Annotated in this window: 19 protein-coding genes and 1 pseudogene; 12 read left to right on the top strand and 8 right to left on the bottom strand. The window is 67.6% G+C overall.

Translation table 11 applies throughout. From position 1 onward, the window contains the following. The first annotated feature begins 118 nt into the window (after positions 1-118). Entirely contained in the window at positions 119-1,333 is a 1,215-nt protein-coding gene (gene pan1, locus V2L32_RS10050) for a proteasome-activating nucleotidase Pan1 (RefSeq protein ID WP_331236357.1), read from the top strand. A gap of 214 nt (positions 1,334-1,547) precedes the next feature. Here pan1 and V2L32_RS10045 read toward each other — a convergent pair whose 3' ends face one another. Both V2L32_RS10045 and V2L32_RS10040 read right to left on the bottom strand, forming a co-directional pair. Continuing rightward, the gene (locus tag V2L32_RS10045; RefSeq protein WP_331236356.1) at positions 1,548-1,679 is read right to left on the bottom strand and encodes a hypothetical protein; all 132 of its coding nucleotides are present in this window, start codon (positions 1,677-1,679) and stop codon (positions 1,548-1,550) included. Between the two features lie 23 nt (positions 1,680-1,702). Continuing rightward, the gene (locus V2L32_RS10040) at positions 1,703-1,897 is read right to left on the bottom strand and encodes a DUF5800 family protein (protein WP_331236355.1); all 195 of its coding nucleotides are present in this window, start codon (positions 1,895-1,897) and stop codon (positions 1,703-1,705) included. Between the two features lie 128 nt (positions 1,898-2,025). On the opposite strand from V2L32_RS10040, the gene V2L32_RS10035 reads away from it, so the two are divergent. The 6 genes from V2L32_RS10035 to V2L32_RS10010 all read left to right on the top strand — a co-directional run bounded on the left by V2L32_RS10035 (position 2,026) and on the right by V2L32_RS10010 (position 8,541). Beyond that, positions 2,026-2,886, top strand: coding sequence for a polymer-forming cytoskeletal protein (locus V2L32_RS10035; protein ID WP_331236354.1), 861 nt, complete (start codon positions 2,026-2,028; stop codon positions 2,884-2,886). A 246-nt stretch (positions 2,887-3,132) separates the two neighbouring features. Continuing rightward, complete coding sequence (locus V2L32_RS10030; protein WP_331236353.1) at positions 3,133-3,993, top strand: electron transfer flavoprotein subunit beta/FixA family protein; 861 nt, start codon at positions 3,133-3,135, stop codon at positions 3,991-3,993. Further along, complete coding sequence (locus V2L32_RS10025; RefSeq protein WP_331236352.1) at positions 3,994-5,661, top strand: electron transfer flavoprotein subunit alpha/FixB family protein; 1,668 nt, start codon at positions 3,994-3,996, stop codon at positions 5,659-5,661. Then, a complete protein-coding gene (locus tag V2L32_RS10020) occupies positions 5,662-7,404 on the top strand; it encodes an FAD-dependent monooxygenase (protein ID WP_331236351.1) in 1,743 nt (580 codons plus the stop codon). Beyond that, a complete protein-coding gene (locus V2L32_RS10015) occupies positions 7,404-7,778 on the top strand; it encodes a hypothetical protein (RefSeq protein WP_331236350.1) in 375 nt (124 codons plus the stop codon). The genes V2L32_RS10020 and V2L32_RS10015 overlap by 1 nt, the downstream gene beginning before the upstream one ends. 25 nt (positions 7,779-7,803) lie before the next feature. Next, a complete protein-coding gene (locus V2L32_RS10010) occupies positions 7,804-8,541 on the top strand; it encodes a helix-turn-helix domain-containing GNAT family N-acetyltransferase (RefSeq protein WP_331236349.1) in 738 nt (245 codons plus the stop codon). Between the two features lie 32 nt (positions 8,542-8,573). Here V2L32_RS10010 and V2L32_RS10005 read toward each other — a convergent pair whose 3' ends face one another. Further along, a complete protein-coding gene (locus V2L32_RS10005) occupies positions 8,574-9,191 on the bottom strand; it encodes a metal-dependent hydrolase (protein ID WP_409348414.1) in 618 nt (205 codons plus the stop codon). 122 nt (positions 9,192-9,313) lie between these two features. Here V2L32_RS10005 and V2L32_RS10000 point away from each other — a divergent pair, with 122 nt between their 5' ends. Both V2L32_RS10000 and V2L32_RS09995 read left to right on the top strand, forming a co-directional pair. Next, positions 9,314-9,745 carry a methylated-DNA--[protein]-cysteine S-methyltransferase gene (locus tag V2L32_RS10000; protein ID WP_331236597.1) on the top strand — a complete coding sequence of 144 codons (432 nt, stop codon included), beginning with the start codon at positions 9,314-9,316 and terminating at the stop codon, positions 9,743-9,745. 41 nt (positions 9,746-9,786) lie between these two features. Then, complete coding sequence (locus V2L32_RS09995) at positions 9,787-9,912, top strand: hypothetical protein (protein ID WP_331236347.1); 126 nt, start codon at positions 9,787-9,789, stop codon at positions 9,910-9,912. Here V2L32_RS09995 and V2L32_RS09990 read toward each other — a convergent pair. Continuing rightward, positions 9,909-11,297 carry an LLM class flavin-dependent oxidoreductase gene (locus V2L32_RS09990; RefSeq protein ID WP_331236346.1) on the bottom strand — a complete coding sequence of 463 codons (1,389 nt, stop codon included), beginning with the start codon at positions 11,295-11,297 and terminating at the stop codon, positions 9,909-9,911. The genes V2L32_RS09995 and V2L32_RS09990 overlap by 4 nt on opposite strands. Before the next feature lie 130 nt (positions 11,298-11,427). On the opposite strand from V2L32_RS09990, the gene V2L32_RS09985 reads away from it, so the two are divergent. After that, positions 11,428-11,799: a DUF7344 domain-containing protein gene (locus tag V2L32_RS09985; RefSeq protein ID WP_331236345.1), complete on the top strand. Its 372-nt coding sequence runs from the start codon at positions 11,428-11,430 to the stop codon at positions 11,797-11,799. 1 nt (position 11,800) lies between these two features. On the opposite strand, the gene V2L32_RS09980 is transcribed toward V2L32_RS09985, so the two are convergent. Next, a complete protein-coding gene (locus tag V2L32_RS09980; RefSeq protein ID WP_331236344.1) occupies positions 11,801-13,033 on the bottom strand; it encodes a carboxylate--amine ligase in 1,233 nt (410 codons plus the stop codon). A 109-nt stretch (positions 13,034-13,142) separates the two neighbouring features. On the opposite strand from V2L32_RS09980, the gene V2L32_RS09975 reads away from it, so the two are divergent. After that, the gene (locus tag V2L32_RS09975) at positions 13,143-14,324 is read left to right on the top strand and encodes a redox-regulated ATPase YchF (protein WP_331236343.1); all 1,182 of its coding nucleotides are present in this window, start codon (positions 13,143-13,145) and stop codon (positions 14,322-14,324) included. A gap of 78 nt (positions 14,325-14,402) precedes the next feature. On the opposite strand, the pseudogene V2L32_RS09970 reads toward V2L32_RS09975, so the two are convergent. Continuing rightward, a pseudogene (locus tag V2L32_RS09970) lies at positions 14,403-14,558 on the bottom strand (Fic family protein); the annotation flags it as partial. Between the two features lie 119 nt (positions 14,559-14,677). Between V2L32_RS09970 and V2L32_RS09965 the strand changes: the two are divergent. Next, the gene (locus V2L32_RS09965) at positions 14,678-15,343 is read left to right on the top strand and encodes a DUF6517 family protein (protein WP_331236342.1); all 666 of its coding nucleotides are present in this window, start codon (positions 14,678-14,680) and stop codon (positions 15,341-15,343) included. Positions 15,344-15,381: 38 nt separating this feature from the next. Here the strand turns inward: V2L32_RS09965 and V2L32_RS09960 are convergent, their stop codons facing one another. After that, complete coding sequence (locus tag V2L32_RS09960; protein ID WP_331236341.1) at positions 15,382-15,801, bottom strand: NUDIX hydrolase; 420 nt, start codon at positions 15,799-15,801, stop codon at positions 15,382-15,384. A gap of 388 nt (positions 15,802-16,189) precedes the next feature. Further along, a complete protein-coding gene (locus V2L32_RS09955; protein WP_331236340.1) occupies positions 16,190-17,047 on the bottom strand; it encodes a UbiA family prenyltransferase in 858 nt (285 codons plus the stop codon). Positions 17,048-17,054 lie beyond the last annotated feature (7 nt).

Here is a 17,054-nt window from a genome sequence, read left to right as displayed (position 1 = left end):
AATAGTTGTCGTTTCAAAATATAACCATTGGGCATCTTCCGGGCGCGACGGGGTGGATCGAGGGGGCTTCCCGGAACGACCCGAAACCTCTTATGAATCAGCGCCTTATTACAGCCCAATGACCGACACCGTCGAGGACGTCGACCTCCCGTACGAGGACGACGCGTCGAAACAGGACAAGATCGAGGCGTTGCGCGACCGCCTCTCGATCATCGAGTCCCAGAACGAGGAGATGCGCGATAAGTTGCTCGACGCGAACGCAGAGAACAACAAGTACCAGCAGAAACTCGAACGGCTCACCCACGAGAACAAGAAGCTCAAACAGTCGCCGCTCTTTATCGCCACGGTCCAGGAGCTGACCGACGAGGGCGTCATCATCAAACAGCACGGCAACAATCAGGAGGCGCTGACCGAGGTCACCGAGGAGATGCGCGCCGACCTCGAACCGGACAGTAGAGTGGCGGTGAACAACTCGCTGTCGATCGTGAAGGCCCTCGACGGGGAGACCGACGTCCGCGCCCGCGTGATGCAGGTCGAGACCAGTCCCGAGGTGACCTACGCGGACATCGGCGGGCTCGACGAGCAGCTGAACGAGGTCAGAGAGACGGTGGAGCTTCCGCTGTTGAAGCCGGATCAGTTCGAAGAGGTGGGAATCGAGCCACCGTCCGGTGTGTTGCTCTACGGCCCGCCCGGTACGGGAAAGACGTTGATGGCCAAGGCGGTCGCGAACGAGACCGACGCGACGTTCATCAAGATGGCCGGCTCCGAGCTGGTCCACAAGTTCATCGGCGAGGGTGCGAAGCTGGTTCGTGACCTCTTCGAGGTCGCCCGCGCGCACGAGCCGGCGGTGCTGTTCATCGACGAGATCGACGCGATCGCCTCCAAGCGGACCGAGTCGAAGACCTCGGGCGACGCCGAGGTCCAGCGGACGATGATGCAGCTCCTCTCGGAGATGGACGGCTTCGAGGAACGCGGCGAGATCCGTATCATCGCCGCGACCAATCGCTTCGACATGCTCGACCGCGCGATCCTCCGGCCGGGCCGGTTCGACCGACTCATCGAGGTGCCGAAACCCGACGCCGAGGGCCGCGAACTCATCTTCGAGATCCACACCCGCGGGATGAACGTCGCCGACGACGTCGAGTTCTCCGACCTCGCCGAGGCCGCCGAGGAGGCCTCCGGGGCCGACATCAAGGCGATCTGTACGGAGGCGGGGATGTTCGCGATCCGCGACGACCGCACCGAGATCCGGATGACCGACTTCGAGGCCGCCTGGGAGAAGGTTCAGGCGGAGAACGACGAGGACGCCGACGTCTCCGCGACGTTCGCCTGAGACGAGGGATAGTACTCCCCGCCCGCGTACACCACCGCTCACGTACCGACGGGTGTGCGAGGACGTCCGAACGGCGATGGCGGGAGACCCGGTGGCGATTCGCTCGCGGAGGAGAAACGTCACCGACGCTCGAGGACGGCGTCACCGTGGGCGCGGGCGCGACGCTCCCGGGTCGTCGGGGGAGCGCGAGGCCCGAAACGGGCCGGAGCTCCCGCTACAGCGCGACGAAGATCGCGTACGGGACGAGAAAGAGCGCGACGAACATGACGAGCAGGATCAGGCCGTAGCCGAGGCCCGTCCCGAGGGCCGTTCTGAACGCGGGGTGATCGAGTGTCGAGCGGTCCATACCGGCCCTTCGCCGCCCGTTACTTAAATGATGTCCCCGACGCGACGCGCCTCGCCCGAGAGCTCCGGGTCCTTCTCGATGATCCGGAGGATCTCGTGGTCGGTGACGTCGTAGTAGGATTTTTCGGTGGCTTCCTCGATCAGCTCGCGTTCGAGGCGGAACTCGGTGCCCTCGTGGACGACGTCGACGCCGTCGTCGTCGATGGCGATGCTGGTCATGGGCCGCGTAGCCCGCTCGGGGATAAAAACGTCTCGTCATCGGTGACACCGACGGCAGCCGGTCGCTGGAGTCTGACGTGTGTCCGACCGACAGGAGGTTTATGCCCCGGGCGTGCGCAGAGGGTGACGTGCAACTCGGAGGGAGAACCGATCCGCTCGACGAACTCGTGATCCCCGACGGCACGCGGGGCGAGGAACACGACCTCGTGACCGACGGCGACGTACTCGTCGGCGGCCAGAGCACCGTCGAGTTCGGGGTCAGAGGGAAGACCGTCGTCGCGGGCGAACGGGTGACGTTCGACGGCCACATCGAGGCCGAGGGCGACTGCCGGCTCGACATGTGGTCGTCGGTCGCGGACAACGTGCTCGTCGAGCGCGACGCCTACCTCGGCGAGCGCGTCAGGATCGACGGCCGGCTGGTCGTCGGCGGCGACCTCGACATCGGCGACGACGTAGAGATAACCGAGGGGTTCGAGGCCAACGGCTGGATCGTCATCAGGAATCCGATGCCGACGGTCGTCTTCCTTTTCATCTACCTCGCGCAGTTACTCAGAATCGGCGAGGAGGAGGCAGCCGACGAACTGCTCTCGGAGCTCGTCGAGGAGGAAGCCGACGAGGTCGAACCGCTCGCGATCCCGCGAGGGTCGACCGTCTCGGACGACGCCTGGCGGGTCTCGGCGCCGGCGAGGATCGGGAACGACTGTCGGCTCCACGGCAACTTCCGTGCGGAGTCGATCGACGTCGGCGAGAACTGCGAGCTGTTCGGGAGCCTGCGCGCCCGTGGGGACGTCACCGTCGGGGAGGGGACGGTCGTCCACGGCGACGTTACCACCAGAAGCGGGACCGTCGCCCTCGCGCCGAGTTCGCGCGTTCGCGGGGACGTCTCCTGTGACGCGCTCACCTTCGACCCGGAGGCGACCGTCGACGGCGCGATGCGCGCCCGCGGGGAGATGACGCTCGCGCGAAGCGGGAACGTGGACGAGGTCTGAGACGGACTGCTGTCCGTCCGTACCACTCGAACCGAGAGGCAGGTACCGGTCCGAGCGCTAAACAGGTACAGCAGTCCGTACGAATCGACTCGGCATGACCGTCCGACGACGTCGAGCGTCGCGGCCGTGGTCGGGGGCGACCCCACGTCGCCTGCGGGTCCGAGCCGGCCGGCGATACTATAATAACGGGTCGTCCCAAACCACCCGCCGTACAATGGGACCAGTGACCACGGATCGGGAGGGACGATGCACTCGGTCGTGATGACGAAGGGCGTTCCGGACTTCAGCGAGGGAGAGGTCTCGTTCGACGAGGAGGGCCACTTGGAGCGGGGGAAGACCCCCACGGTGATGAACCCGAACGATGCCTACGCCGCCCGGGCGGCACTGATGACGAAGGTCCGCCACGGCGGCCGGGTCAGCGCGATGAGCATGGGGCCGCCGGGCTACAAGGAGATCCTGCAGGAGGCGATGGAGATCTACGCGGACGACCTCTACCTGCTCTCGGACCGCGAGATGGCCGCCGCCGACACGTGGGCGACGGCGATCACCGTCGCGACCGGGATCGAGAAGGTAGGTGCCGAAGTCGAGCCGCCGGACCTGGTGTTCGCGGGCTTCAAGACCGCCGACGGCGAGACCGGCCACACCGGCCCACAGACCTGCTGGTGTCTCGACTGGCCGATGATCACCCACGTCATCGCGCTGGACGTCGACGAGGCCGAGCGGACGGTGCGGGCGAAACGCCTCGTGGAGGGTGACGTCGAGGAGATCGAGACCGTCGAGTGCGATCTCCCGGCGTTCATCGTCACCGACCCGGAGTTCGAACCGACGTACAGGAAGGCGAGCCACCGGCTCACCCACAAGGACCTCAGTGCCGAGACGAAACGCCGCGCCGAGGAGTACGAAGAGCACCTCACCGTCTGGGACCACGCCGACCTGAACCTCGATCCCGACTACATCGGGCTGTCGGGCTCGCCGACGATCGTCGAGTCGGTCGACCCGATCCCGAAGGCACCCGCCGAGCGGGAGGCGACGATGGTGGACGCGCGCGATCCCGAGGGGATGGCCGAGGTGGCGGAGGCGATGACCGCGTTCGCGGGGGGTGACTGAATGGCCGAGTTCGACCCCGGCGAGTACGAGATCGCCGAACTCGGGCCTGCGCTCCGCGAGATCGAGGACGCGGAGGAGTTAGAGGAGATCCTCGCACGCGAGGAGGCCGGCGAGGACAGGGAGAACGTGAAGACGCTGATCGAGAGCCGGATCGAGAAGCTCCGCGAGGAGGCGGAGGTCGACGAGGAGATCGACCCCACGGAGCTCACGGTCGCCGAACTCGGCAACGCGATCCGCGGCATCGACGACCCGGAGCGACTGGGCGAGCTGATCGCGGCCGAGGAGGCGGGCGAGGACAGAAAGAGCGCGAAGAGCCTGATTCAGAAGCGGATCGACGCGGTCGCCGAGAGCGACGAGGACGAGGAGCCCGAAGAACGGCTCTCGCCCGAGGAGAAACACCCGGACCTCGATCACCCCACGGAGGACAAACAGTACGTCAAGGCGCTCTCCGGCGGCGACTACCGCGACATGTGGGTCTACTGTGAGACCCAGCACGGCGAGCTGATCGACGTCTCCAGGGAGATGCTCGGGAAGGCCCGCGAGCTGATGGACGGGTACAACGAGGCGTACGGCGAGGACGAGCAGGTCGTCGCGGTGCTGATCGGCGAGGACATAGCGGGGCTGACCGACGAGGTGATCGCCTACGGTGCGGACGTCGTCGTCGTCCACGAGGATCCCCGGCTCACCCGCTTTCTCCACAAGCCGTACACCGAGATCTTCTGCGACATGGCGCGCTGGGGCGCACGGCCGCTCGAGGGAGAGGACGCGAGGGAGGCCGAGTGGCGCGAACGCGACGGCGGACAGTACGACGAACCCCGCTACGTGCTCTTCCCGGCGACGAACAACGGTCGCGACCTCTCGGCGCAGGTACAGGGCGAACTCGACAGCGGGCTCGCGAGCGACTGCTCTGACCTCTACATCACCGAGACGACGATCAGCAACCCCGCGAAGACGGGGAAGGCGGGCTCGAAACGCGAGTTCGAGCGCGTGCTGCACATGAAGCGGCCGGACTTCTCGGGTTTCGAGTACTCGACGATCCTCTGTCTGGACAACCCCGACCGCGAGTTCCACCCGCAGGGGGCGTCGGTGATCCCGGGGAGCTTCGAACTCCCCGAGCCGGACCCCGAGCGCGAGGGCGAGGTGGTCGAACACGACCTCGATCTAGAGGAGGAGTGGTTCCGCGTCTCGGTCACGGATCACGACGTGCTCGACGAGGGTGTGGACATCACCGGCCACGAGGTGATCGTCTGTATCGGACGCGGGATCGGCGACGACCCGACGAAAGGGATCGAACTCGCGCTCGAGCTCGTGGATCAGTTCGACGACGCGGCGCTCGGGCTGACACGGGGTATCGTCACCGCCTCCTACCAGGTCGACGGCCACGTCGAGCAGTACGTCAGCGAGGAACGACAGATCGGCGAGACGGGCGTCGTCGTCGAGCCGGAGCTCTACATCGCCGCCGGCGTCTCCGGGGCGGTCCAGCACAAGGTCGGGATGGACGAGTCCGAGACGGTCGTCTCGATCAACACCGACGACGACGCGCGGATCAAGGACTTCTCCGATTACTACATCGAGGGCGACCTCTTCGAGGTGCTTCCGAGGCTGACGGAGGCGATGAAGACGGGCGAGATCGACCTCGCGGCGGCCCCCGCGGGGGGTGACGACTGAATGGCGGACGCGGAACGAGACCCCGAGGGTGCGGCCGCGGAGGCGGCCGACTGGGGAGAGACGACCGACGTCGGAAGCGAGGAGGAGTACGAACACTACGAGGCGATCGTCGTCGGCTGCGGACCCGGTGGGGCGGCCGCGGCGGCGGCGCTCTCGCGAAACGGCGTCGAGACGCTGGTGATCGAACGCGGCGTCGAGGCCGGCTCAAAGAACGTTTCGGGTGGCCTGCTCTACGCCGAGGAGTCCGCGCCGTACACGATCGACGGGCTCTTCCCGGGGTTCAGGGAGGAGGCCGCCGAACGGCCGATCACGGAGTACTACATCCACAACGTCGCCGGCGAGAAGGTGGCGACGTTCGACATCACCGACCTCCACGAGCACGACACGGAGTGGTCCGACGCCGTCTTGCGGAGGAAGATGGACTCCTGGCTCGAAGCGCAGGTCCACGAGATGACCAGAGAGACCGGCGGCGGCGTGCTCAGCGGGGTCCGTGCGAACGGCCTGCTCAGGGAGGACGGCGAGATCGTCGGCGTCACGTTCGACGAACTCGATCCCGTCACCGCGGATCTGATCGTCGCGGCCGACGGCGTCAACTCCGAACTCGCCCGCGACGCGGGCCTGATGGACTGGGAGAACCCCGAGGACTGGTTCCAGGGCGTGAAGGCCGTCGTCGAGATGGACTCGGGGACGATAGACGACCGGTTCGGGATCGACGAGGGCGAGGGCGTCGCCCACCTCGTCTCGGGCGACCTCTTCGAGGGCGTCCGTGGTGGCGGGTTCCTCTACACGAACCAGGCCTCGCTCTCGATCGGGACGGTGTTCCACCTCGACAGCCTCGCAGAGGAGCGCGCCGAACCGCACGAACTGCTCGACGCGCTGCTCACCCACCCACTCCTGGACCAGTGGTTCCGGGGCGAGTACGACGAGCGCGAGTACTCGGCGAAGCTCGTTCCCGACTCGAAGAAGGTAGCGCACCCGGAGCCACACGAGGATCGGCTCGTGGTGGTCGGTGACGCCGCCGGTCAGATGCAGGCCCAGGGGCCGATCATCAAGGGGATGAACCACGCGGTGTCCGCGGGCGCGCTCGCCGCTGAGGCGTTCGTCGAGGCACGTACGCGTGGCGAGCCACACAGAGCGGGCGAGTACTACGCCGAGAAACTCCGCTCGGAGGGCGTGATGGCGAAGCTTCGACCGAGGGGCTACCGGGCGTCGGCAGCGGTCGGCGAACGCGGGCCGGCCGAGCGGGCCGCCGACCGCGTGGTCGCCTCGCGGGTCGGGCGGAAGGCGGTCTCGACCATCGGGGGCCGGCTCCAGCGCCTCTACAGCTCGCCGACGCTCTCGTCGATCGTACCCGACACGCGGACGCCGTACGTGACGATGCCGACGGTGATCGCCGAGGAGATCGGCGAGCGGGTCACCGCGGACCGAGAGATCGAGCCGCCGTCGCTCGAGGAGCGCATCGGCGACCTGACCTACGACACCGACATCGGCAACCCACACATCGAGCTTCTCGACAACTCCTGGCAGGCCAGCGGGACCGCCGTGACCGCCTGTCCGGTGAGCGCGATGGAGTTCGGTGGGGGCTGCTATCGCGAGGAGGTGGTCCAGACGAACGGGAGCGAGGAACGGCTCGTCAGCCTCGACACACAGCCGTGTGTCGAGTGTGGCACCTGTGCGGTGATCGCAGACACCCACTGGGAACACCCGCGCGGCGGGAAGGGCGTCGAGTTCAAGCAGGGCTGATGGAGAGCTGGGTCGCCCGGGAGGTCGAGGAGCTCGCCTCGCGTGCCGAGGCGGACCGTGAGCGGTTCGAACCGCCGGAGGAGCCGCCGGATCGGGAGGAAGCGCTCGCGTATCTTCGCGAGGGGGCGGGCCAGGCGATCTGGCTCTACGTCGAGGGTCGCACCGGAGGGCGGTACACCGAGTTCTCGCCGGAGGCGTTTCGAACGCTCGAAGGGGCGATGAACGACTGGTTCGCGCTCTACGCCGCCTGCTACGGCGTCGAGCTGGATCCGGAGGTCTCGATCCGGACCGCCGCGGAGGCACTGATCGACACCGAGAACGTCCACGACACGGCCCAGATCCTCACCGGCGTCCCGGAAAGCGACAACGGTTAAGTGAACTGGTAGGGTATACCAGCCCATGGCAGGGAGAGAGAGCCTTCGCTTCGGCCACGAGGACAGGAAACGGATCTACGGCTACGTCGAACGCCACGGCTCGGCGACGCTCGGCGAACTCGAACGCGAGCTGAAGATCGATCCCGGAGGGCTGCGCCACCACGTCGCGATCCTCAAACGCGACGGCCGGATCGAGGCCGACGAGAGCGGGAGTTTCCGCGTCTCGCTCGACGGTGGCGAACGCGAGGAACACCGGGCCGAGGACGTCGAGTTCGCGATCCGACCCGCCCGCCAGGAGGACCTGGCGGGGATCGTCGGCGCGATCCGGCAGGTCGCGGAGGCGGGCACGTACATCGTCGCCGAGACGGTCGCCGACGAGATCGACCACCAGGACGCGCTGCTCAGACACAACGAGATCGAGTCGCGGATGTTCTTCGTCGCCACCGTCGGCGAGGAGGTCGTCGGCTGGGTCCACATCCACGGTTCTGAACTGGAGAAGCTGAGCCACACCGCCGAACTCACCGTCGGGGTCATCGACGAGTACCGGAGCAGGGGGATCGGGAGCCACCTGCTCAACCGCGGGCTCGAGTGGGCCGGCTCGCAGGGCTACGAGCGGGTCTACCAGAGCGTGCCCGCGACGAACGAGGAGGCGATCGCGTTCCTCGAGGAACAGGGCTGGGAGGTCGAGGCGGTGCGAGAGGACCACTACAAGATCAACGGCCACTACGCCGACGAGGTGATGATGGCGATCCGGCTCCCCTGAGTCCGCGTCGACGGTTCGACGGCGTCGACCGATCACCGGTCCCGCCCGCTCCTCTCCGCAGCGTCGGAACCGCTCGCTCGAACCCTCCTCCGGGCGAACACGTACGCCTCGCGAGCGACGGGCATCCCGTCGTAGACCCAGAGCAGTGCCACGAGGAGCAGTGTTCCGAACAGGACCAGCGCGTACGGCGAGGGATCGGGTTCGAGGATCGCTCGCGCGTACGGGACGACGTTCTCGATGAGCTCCTCGCGAAAGCCCGCACCGGGGCTCCCGCCCCGCTCTCTGACCGGCCAGAGCAGCCGGTCGATCTTCAGCTCCCCCTCGCGGAGGAAGCCCGGGAGCACGTCGAACGGGAGGTGGAGCAGGTAGCCGATCGCGAACGCCACCCCGATCCGCGGACGACCCAGGCGGGAGGCGAGCGCCCCCACGACGAGCGCGAGAGGGACCGCGAAGAAGACCGAGTGGCCGAGGGCGTAGCCGCCCGCGAAGACGCCGAACTCCCAGGCGAGCGGCTTGTCGATGGCGTCGGGGAGAACCGAGGCGATTACGACCACGACCGTCTCGCCCGCGGTCGGCGAGTCGCGGTAGACCAGGTGGACGACTACCGAGTACGCGATGTACCCGATGATCACGTGTTCCCAGGGCATCATCCGGTGGATCGTCCTCTCCCTCTCTCAGTACACGCGCGGTAATAAGGCGCGCAGTCCCGGTCGAACTGGGTAAGGGGAACCGAGTTATACGTTCGTCGTCGTACGTTCGGACAGTGAGTCCGATGCAGATCACGGCCTTCGGAACGACGATCGGGATCGACGAACGCTACGTCGAGGAGTCGACCGACGAGATCCGACGGCAGGTAGGGGAGTACGAACGCGGCGAGCGCAGAGCGTTCGACCTGACGGTCGCGTTTCCGGACGACCTCACCGGCCGGGTGATGCGGGCGATGGCGGGGATACCCTGCGGCGAGACTCGCACGTACGGCGCGCTCGCCGCTGATCTCGACACGAGTCCGATCGCCGTCGGGCAGGCCTGCGGACGGAACCCGGTCCCGATCGTGATCCCGTGTCACCGCGTCGTCGGGAGCGACGACTCGCTCCGGGGCTACTCCGCTGCCGACGGCGTGACGACGAAGCGGCGACTGCTCGACCACGAAGCACGCGTCGCGGGGGCGGAATCCGTGCAGAGCCGGCTGCCGACTGGAGACTGAGACGTCACAGGAGCTATTTCGGTGTCCGTCGAAGCCCCCGTATGGCCTCGGTCGTCGACATCGCCTGTCCGTTCTGCGAGCGTGTGGAGGGCGTCCAGAAACGAGACCTCGACAGCTACTACTGTCCCGACTGCGAGCGCGAGTTCTCACTCTCGGATCTCGTCTAGCTACTCCGGCCCATCCCGGCCAGCGCGCCGCGCCGTCCCGGGTGGTCCTCCGGCAGGCGCGACCGCCCGAACGTCGTCTCCCGGAGCGTCCCGCTCGTCCGCTCGTCGATCCCCGCGAGCAGCCCCCGCTCCCTGAGTTCCGGTACCACCAGATCGACGAAGTCGACCAGCGATCCCGGTCGGACGATCTCCTTGACGTTGAAGCCGTCGACACCCACCTCCCGGAACCAGTACTCGATCTCGTCGGCGATCTCCCTACCGGTTCCGACCAGAACCGGCGAGGTCGATCCCAGCCCCGCGAACTGCGCCATCTCGCGCACCGTCCACTCCCGGTCGGGGTCGCTCGTCGTGAACGCGTTCACCGCTCCCTGGATCGCCTCGGTCTCGATGTGCTCGACCTTCTGGTCGGGGTCGAGTTCGGAGAGGTCCATGTCCATGAACCCGCTCAGGAGCGTGAGCACCGCCTCGGTGTCGATCGAGTCTTTGTAGCTCTCGTACTTCGCCTCCGCGAGCTCCGCTGTCTCGCCGACGATCGGGACGATCCCCGGGAAGAACGCGAGGGAGTCGGGGTCGCGACCCGCCCCGGCCGCACGTTCGCGCATGTCCCGCACGTACTCGCCGACGCCGCGTTCGGTCGGGTGACTCACGAACACCGCCTCCGCGTGGCGGGTGGCGAACTCCCGACCCCGATCCGAGGAGCCGGCCTGGTAGATGACGGGCGTCCGCTGTGGGGTCGGCTCACAGCCGTGGGGGCCCGGCACGGAGAAGAACTCGCCCTCGAACTCGATCGGGTGGACCCTCTCGGGATCGGTGAAGACCCCGTTCTCGCGGTCGCGAACGACCGCCTCGTCCTCCCAACTCCCCTCCCAAAGCCGGTAGCAGACGTCCATGAACTCGTCGGCGCGGTCGTAGCGGTCGTCGTGGTCCATCCGCCGCTCGAGCCCGAGGTTCCGGGCGGCGCTCTCCAAGTACGAGGTGACGACGTTGAACGCGACCCTGCCATCGGTGAGCGCGTCGAGCGTGGAGAACTCGCGGGCGAGCTGGTAGGGGTGGGTGTAGGTCGTCGAACGGGTGACGGCGAAGCCCAGCGAGTCGGTCACCTCCGCCATCGCGGGGATCAGCGCCTGCGGGTGGCCCGAAGGGGTCTGGATCGCGTGTCGGAGCGCGGCCTCCCGGGAGCCGCCGTAGACGTCGTAGACCCCCCGGACGTCCGCGAAGAAGACCGCGTCGAAGCCGCCGCGCTCGGCGGTGCGGGCGACCTCCGTCCAGTAGGATCGATCGAGATACCGATGGGACTGATCGCCCGGGTACCGCCACGAGCCGGGGCTCACGTGTTCGACCGAACACATCGTGAAGAGGTTCAGGTGGAGGTGTTCGCCGTCCATGCGACCGGTTCGGTCGGGGTCGGCTTATACGTCGGGTTCGGGTCGCGGAGGTTCACTACCGATCCCGTATGATATGTTTGATCTCAAATAAACGAGTAAAGTTAATAGCTGGTAGTACAATGATAACAGCATGTCCGACGAGAGGGGATACCGGGGAACGGGGACGTACCGACCGGAGGGGTCGGACGAGGTCGACACGCTGTTCGACCTCCTGCGGGATCCGGGTCGGCGACTGGTGCTGACCCGGCTCCAGCAGGACGGGCGGACCTCGATACAGCGCATCCTGCACGAGCGGCGGGGACGGGGTGAGGACTGGCGGGCGTTCGAGATCGGCCTCCATCACGTCCACCTGCCGAGGCTCGAACAGGGGGGTCTCATCGAGTACGACGAGCGCTCGGGGGAGATCGTGGGTCGGGACTGGCCGGCCGGGCTGGATCGGCTGCTCGCGGCCGCGAGGGAACTGGAAACGGGCGTCCTCGCGGAGGGAAGCGAGACCGCCTGATTCAACAGGAGCAGTAGTACTGTCGGTCGGTGAACTCGGTCCGAACCACGTCGGCGATCGGCCCCGGGTCCGACGGCGAGTAGACCCCGCTCGTGAGAGTTCCGTTCTCCTCGAACGCGCCGGAGGCGAGCGCACGCCAGTCCGCTCCGGAGAGGAGGTCACCGAACGAGCGGTCGGTCGAGAGCAGTCGGAGGTAGTCCGGGAGGTAGACCCAGCGCGCCTCCCGGACCTCGCCGGCGGCGAAGGGCTCTCCGGTCGCCTCGCTGTAGGCCGCCATCGGGAGGTCGGCGCCCGCGGCGACCGGCAGGCCGATCCACTTCCACGGCCGGGTGTTCACGTCGAGGAGGACGTACTCCTCGCGCGAGCGGTCGTAGACGAACTCCGACTCGCTGATGCCGTGATAGCCGACCTCGGCGAGCAACGAGAGCGCGCCCGCTCCGAGACCGGGGTCCTCGACCACCTCGACGTACGAGGAGGTGCCGAACTCCCGGGGGTTCCTGACCCGGGCGTTGCCGACGACCGAGAGCACCTCTCCGTCGGGCGAGCGGTAGGAGGCGAGCGAGCGATCCTCGCCGACCTCGACGTCGACGCGCTCCTGGGCGAGGATCCTGATCCCCACCTCGCGGGCCGTCGCGACGACCTCCGCGAACTCCTCTTCGTCCCGCACCCGGATCACGTTCGAGCCGAGCGCCTCCTCGCCCTCGCGTTTTCTCGCGGGTTTGACGACCATCGGGAAGCCGAGCGCCTCGATCACCGTCTCCGGATCGGTCTCGTGGAGCGCGTAGGTCTCGGGGACGGGCACCCCGAGCTCCCCGGCGAGGGTGTAGAGCGACTCCTTGTCGAGCAGCGCGTCGATCGCGGTCCTCGAAGCGAACGGGAGGGCCACTCCATCCGGGTCGGCGCGGGCGAAGGCGTTGACCCACTCGTCCATGCAGGCGAACGCGACCGGCTCGTCACCGATCGCGGCAGCGATTTCCCCTATCTCCTCGCCGAACGCCTCGAGGTCCGTGAGGGGGTCGGTCACCGCCCCGGCGTAGTCGACGGCTCGGGACGAGGTCGCGACGCCGTTCGGGTCGCGGTCGAGCGCGATCACCGGAACGTCGTACCTGGTGAGCGCGCGCGCGACGCCAAGGCCCGTGATGTGGGCGTTCGCGACGAGTGCGGGTGGGCGGTCGAACGAGGCGTCGTCCAGGCGTTCGATCAGGCCCTCCGTGGAGTGAAACTGTTCGGCCATGGAGTCACTTCTCCACCGGGCGGTAAAAGCCGTCGCGAACCGGAGCGACCGACCGCCAGCGCGTACGTCCACCGAAAGGCGCTTGCCCCCGTTTCCCCGACTCAGGGGTATGATCTCCATCGCGCTCGCCGGCAAGCCCAACGCGGGCAAGTCGACGTTCTACACCGCCGCGACCCGTGCCGAGGTCGACGTCGCGAACTACCCGTTCACGACGATCGACCCTAACCGGGGCGTGAGCTACGTGCGCACGCGCTGTCCCTGTCTCGATCGCGAGGAACGCTGCGGGAACGAACACTGCCGCGACGGGAAGCGATACGTCCCGATCCAGCTGATCGACGTCGCGGGACTGGTGCCGGGAGCACACGAGGGCCGCGGACTCGGCAACCAGTTCCTCGACGCGCTCACCGAGGCAGATGTCATAATCACCGTCGTCGACGCCGCCGGCGGGACAAACGAGGAGGGCGAATCCGTCGAGGTCGGCACGTACGACCCGCTCTCCGAGATCGACTTCATCGAGGAGGAGATGGACATGTGGCTCGCGGGGATCGTCGAGCGCAACTGGGAGTCCGTCGAACGCCAGTCCCGCACCCCGGACTTCGAGATCGACGCGGCGATCACGGACGTGCTCACGGGCTTCGGTGCCACCGAACCGGAGGTCGTCGCGACCCTCCGAGAGCTGAAGTACCCCTCCGATCCCCGCGAGTGGACCGACGAGCACCGCGAGGCGCTCGCGCGGGCGGTCCGCGCCCGCACCAAGCCGATCGTCGTCGCCGCGAACAAGGCCGACGTCGCCCCCGAGGAGAACCTCGAGCGCCTGCGCGAGCGAGAGAAGCTCGTGATCCCGACGACCGCGGAGGGCGAACTCGCGCTGCGCCAGGGCGCTGAGGCGGGGCTACTCGAGTACGATCCCGGCGATCCGGGGTTCGAGATCGTCGGCGAGGTGAGCGACGCCCAGCGCGCAGGGTTGGAGCGGATCGGAGCGGTGATGGAGCACTGGGAGGGGACCGGCGTGCAGGGCGCGTTGAACGCCGCGGTCTACGACCTGCTCGACCGGTTTACCGCCTATCCGGTCCAGAACGAGTCGAAGTGGACCGACGGTCAGGGGAACGTCCTCCCCGACGCGTTCCTGCTCCCCCGTAGCTCGACACCGCGCGACCTCGCGTACGCCGTCCACTCGGACATCGGCGACGGCTACCTCCACGCGGTCGACGCCCGCGAGAAGCGGCGGATCGGGGAGGACCACGAACTCGAGGAGGGCGACGTGGTGAAGATCGTGAGTACGGCGAAGTGAGAGGGCGCGAGGACGGCGAGACGAGAGAGATCAGTCGTCGGCATAGAGCGTCTCCGAGACCGCTTCCGGTGAGACGGACGCGAAGCGGACGATCGAGTAGAGTACGGCCGTCGTGGTGAGCGCAATGCGCTTGTTCCCGTCGACGAACGGGTGATTCGCTACCAACGGTCGGAGAAGGTGAAACGCCTTCTCGTGAATCGTCTCGACTACCGTTCCGGAACTCCCGTTCTCGACGTCGTTTCAACGGTTGTGTACACTACGTGTACTCGGAGGTAGTGATCGAGATCGTGAGCAGGACGAGGTGACCGTCGTGAAGTGGTGAGCGATTTACGCGCTCGGGCTCAGTACCGAGTATGAACCGGACCCGCCGTGCGTTCCTCGCCACGGGAGGTCTCGCCGTCGCGACCGTCGCCGGCTGTCTCGACCTCGCGATCGGCGACGGCGTCGAGTTCCGCGCGGCGCGCGCCGCCGTTCCGGAGAGCGTACTGGAGGAGGTCGGCTACGACGAGCGCGAACGGTGGACTGAACGGCACACGGAGACGGTCGAGGCGGTCGGCCAGCGTCGGGAGGTCACGTTCGTCGACCGGGCCGTCGAGTACGATCGCGCGGTCGAGGTCACGGGCCAGCGGATACAGGGGGCGGTCTTCGCGGCCTACGCGACGCCGAAAGGCGAGGTCCTCGGGAGGGTGCTGAACCCGATCGAGGACGCCGACGACCGGGCGGTCGCAGAGCTGGTTCGGGACGGTGAGGGGCTCCAGCGAGGATACACGGAGATCGGGGAGCTCGACCGGCGGGAGGGCTACGAGACGACGATCCTCGGGGCCGAGACGACCGTCGGGGTGTACGACGCACCGGTCAGGATCGCGGACCTGCCGGTCGAGATCGACGCGACGCTCCACGTGAGCGAACCGGTCGACTCCGACGTGGATTTCGTGATCTGTGTCGGCGGTTACCCGGCCTTCCTCGACGATCGGGCGGCGATCGAGACGCTCCTCGAAGCCCTGGAACACCCGGCCTGACTCCGGCCGTGGGCGACGACCGCCGCCCGATCAGCGGATCAGTCGAACAGCCGGTGGAGGTACTCGCCCATCTCCCGCGAGAGCGAGACGTCCTCGAACGGCTGCCAGCGGTACTCGAAGACGAGGCCGTCGTCCTCGCCGCCGCCGGTGACCGAGTGGCTCCAGCGCTCGCGCTCGTGGTCGACCTCGACGTGGAAGAAGTGTCTGCGGTAGAGCCCGCGGTTCGGGTGTTCCCAGGTGTCGGTGACGAGGTAGTCGATTCGGTGGAGCTCCGTGAGCCCGGTCTCCTCGCGGACCTCCCGGACGACGGCCTCTCTGGGGTCCTCCCCCGGTTCGATCGTCCCCTTCGGGACCTGCACGCCCGCGTCGCGGTTCCTGTGGCTGAAGACGAGCAGTTCGCGCGGGTTCGCGACGAACCGCGTGACGTAGGCGTACGCCTTCTCGACAGGCTCGGCCATAGCACCTCAGATGCGTCGGGGGGTCCTAACCGTCTCGGTTCCGTCACGAACCGAGTTCCGCGTCGCGAACCCGGCCTGTGGGAGGTGAACGACGATAATCCTCACCAGGGGATAGCTACGGATGGGACCTCGGATCCGGTCAGTGTGCGGGCTGGTGCGAGGAGAGGAACGGGCCGACCGCTCGCCGGGGCCAGTTAGGCGATCTAACAAGAACCGCTCGCGACGATCCGTTTCACGTTCTGGCAGGGAATCGCGACCGAGCACCCCACGGGACCAGCGGATTTCGAGCGTGGGACGGCGCTGCTCGTGGAGCTGTTTTGGGCGAACGACGTCGAGTGCGAGTACGTCCGGCGGGAGGCCGGGCGAGCCCTCGACCGGATCGAGGGCGTCACCATCCGAGCGGGCGGAAGTAGACCGCCGCGAGCAACAGCGCGAGGAAGACGTACGCCCCCCGGACGAGGAGCATCGTCGCGAGCGTCGGGTCGTCGCTCCGGCGCGCGAAGCCGGCGACGACCCCGAACGCGAGGACCGCGCCGAGGCTCTCGACCGGGAAGACCGGGAGCAGCGCGAAGGCGGTCACGAGCGCGAGCGAGAGCCCCATCAGCCCGTAGGCGAAGTCGCGGGCGCGTCCGGGACCGAGGACGACCGCGACGCTGCGTTTTCCGATCGAGCGGTCGTACGCGTAGTCGTCCTCGTCGTCGATCACCTTGATCCCCGTGAGCAGCACGAGGAAGACGAGGGCGAACGCGAGTACCACGGTCGAGAGCGTCGTCGTCTGGGCGTAGTAGCCGCCGACGATCGCGAGGGCGATCCCCGCCGGGTAACCCATCGTCGCGCCGAGGGGGTGCATGTCGAGCCGCGGGGCGTGGTTGTAGGCGATGAGCCAGGTGGGAAGCGTGAGGAGCGCCGCCCAGAGGTCGACCGAGAGCCAGAGCAGCACGAGGCAGGCGAAGAAGGCGCCCGACGCCGAGAGCAGGGCGAGCCGACAGCCGGGTTCGGTGATCGGGTGGTCGTCGTCCTCGCTTCGCATGTGGAAGTCGACGTAGCCGTCCTTGACGTGGGCGGTGTAGACCGCGAGGAAGATCGCCGTCATGTGCAACGTCCCGAGCGCGAGCGAGAACTGCCCGGAGAGCATGCTCCCGAACCAGGAGCTCGCGAGCGGTGGGAGCATGAACACGGGGTGGACCTGCGAGGCGAGCGCGGCGAGGTCGGCACGCAGGCCGGTGCCGTGACGAGCGAATCGCACGCCGTAC

The organism is Halalkalicoccus sp. CGA53 (assembly GCF_036429475.1).
Classification (GTDB): domain Archaea; phylum Halobacteriota; class Halobacteria; order Halobacteriales; family Halalkalicoccaceae; genus Natronorarus; species Natronorarus salvus.
Note: the sequence above shows the minus strand (reverse complement) of the source record. Positions and strands in the feature narration are given on the sequence as shown.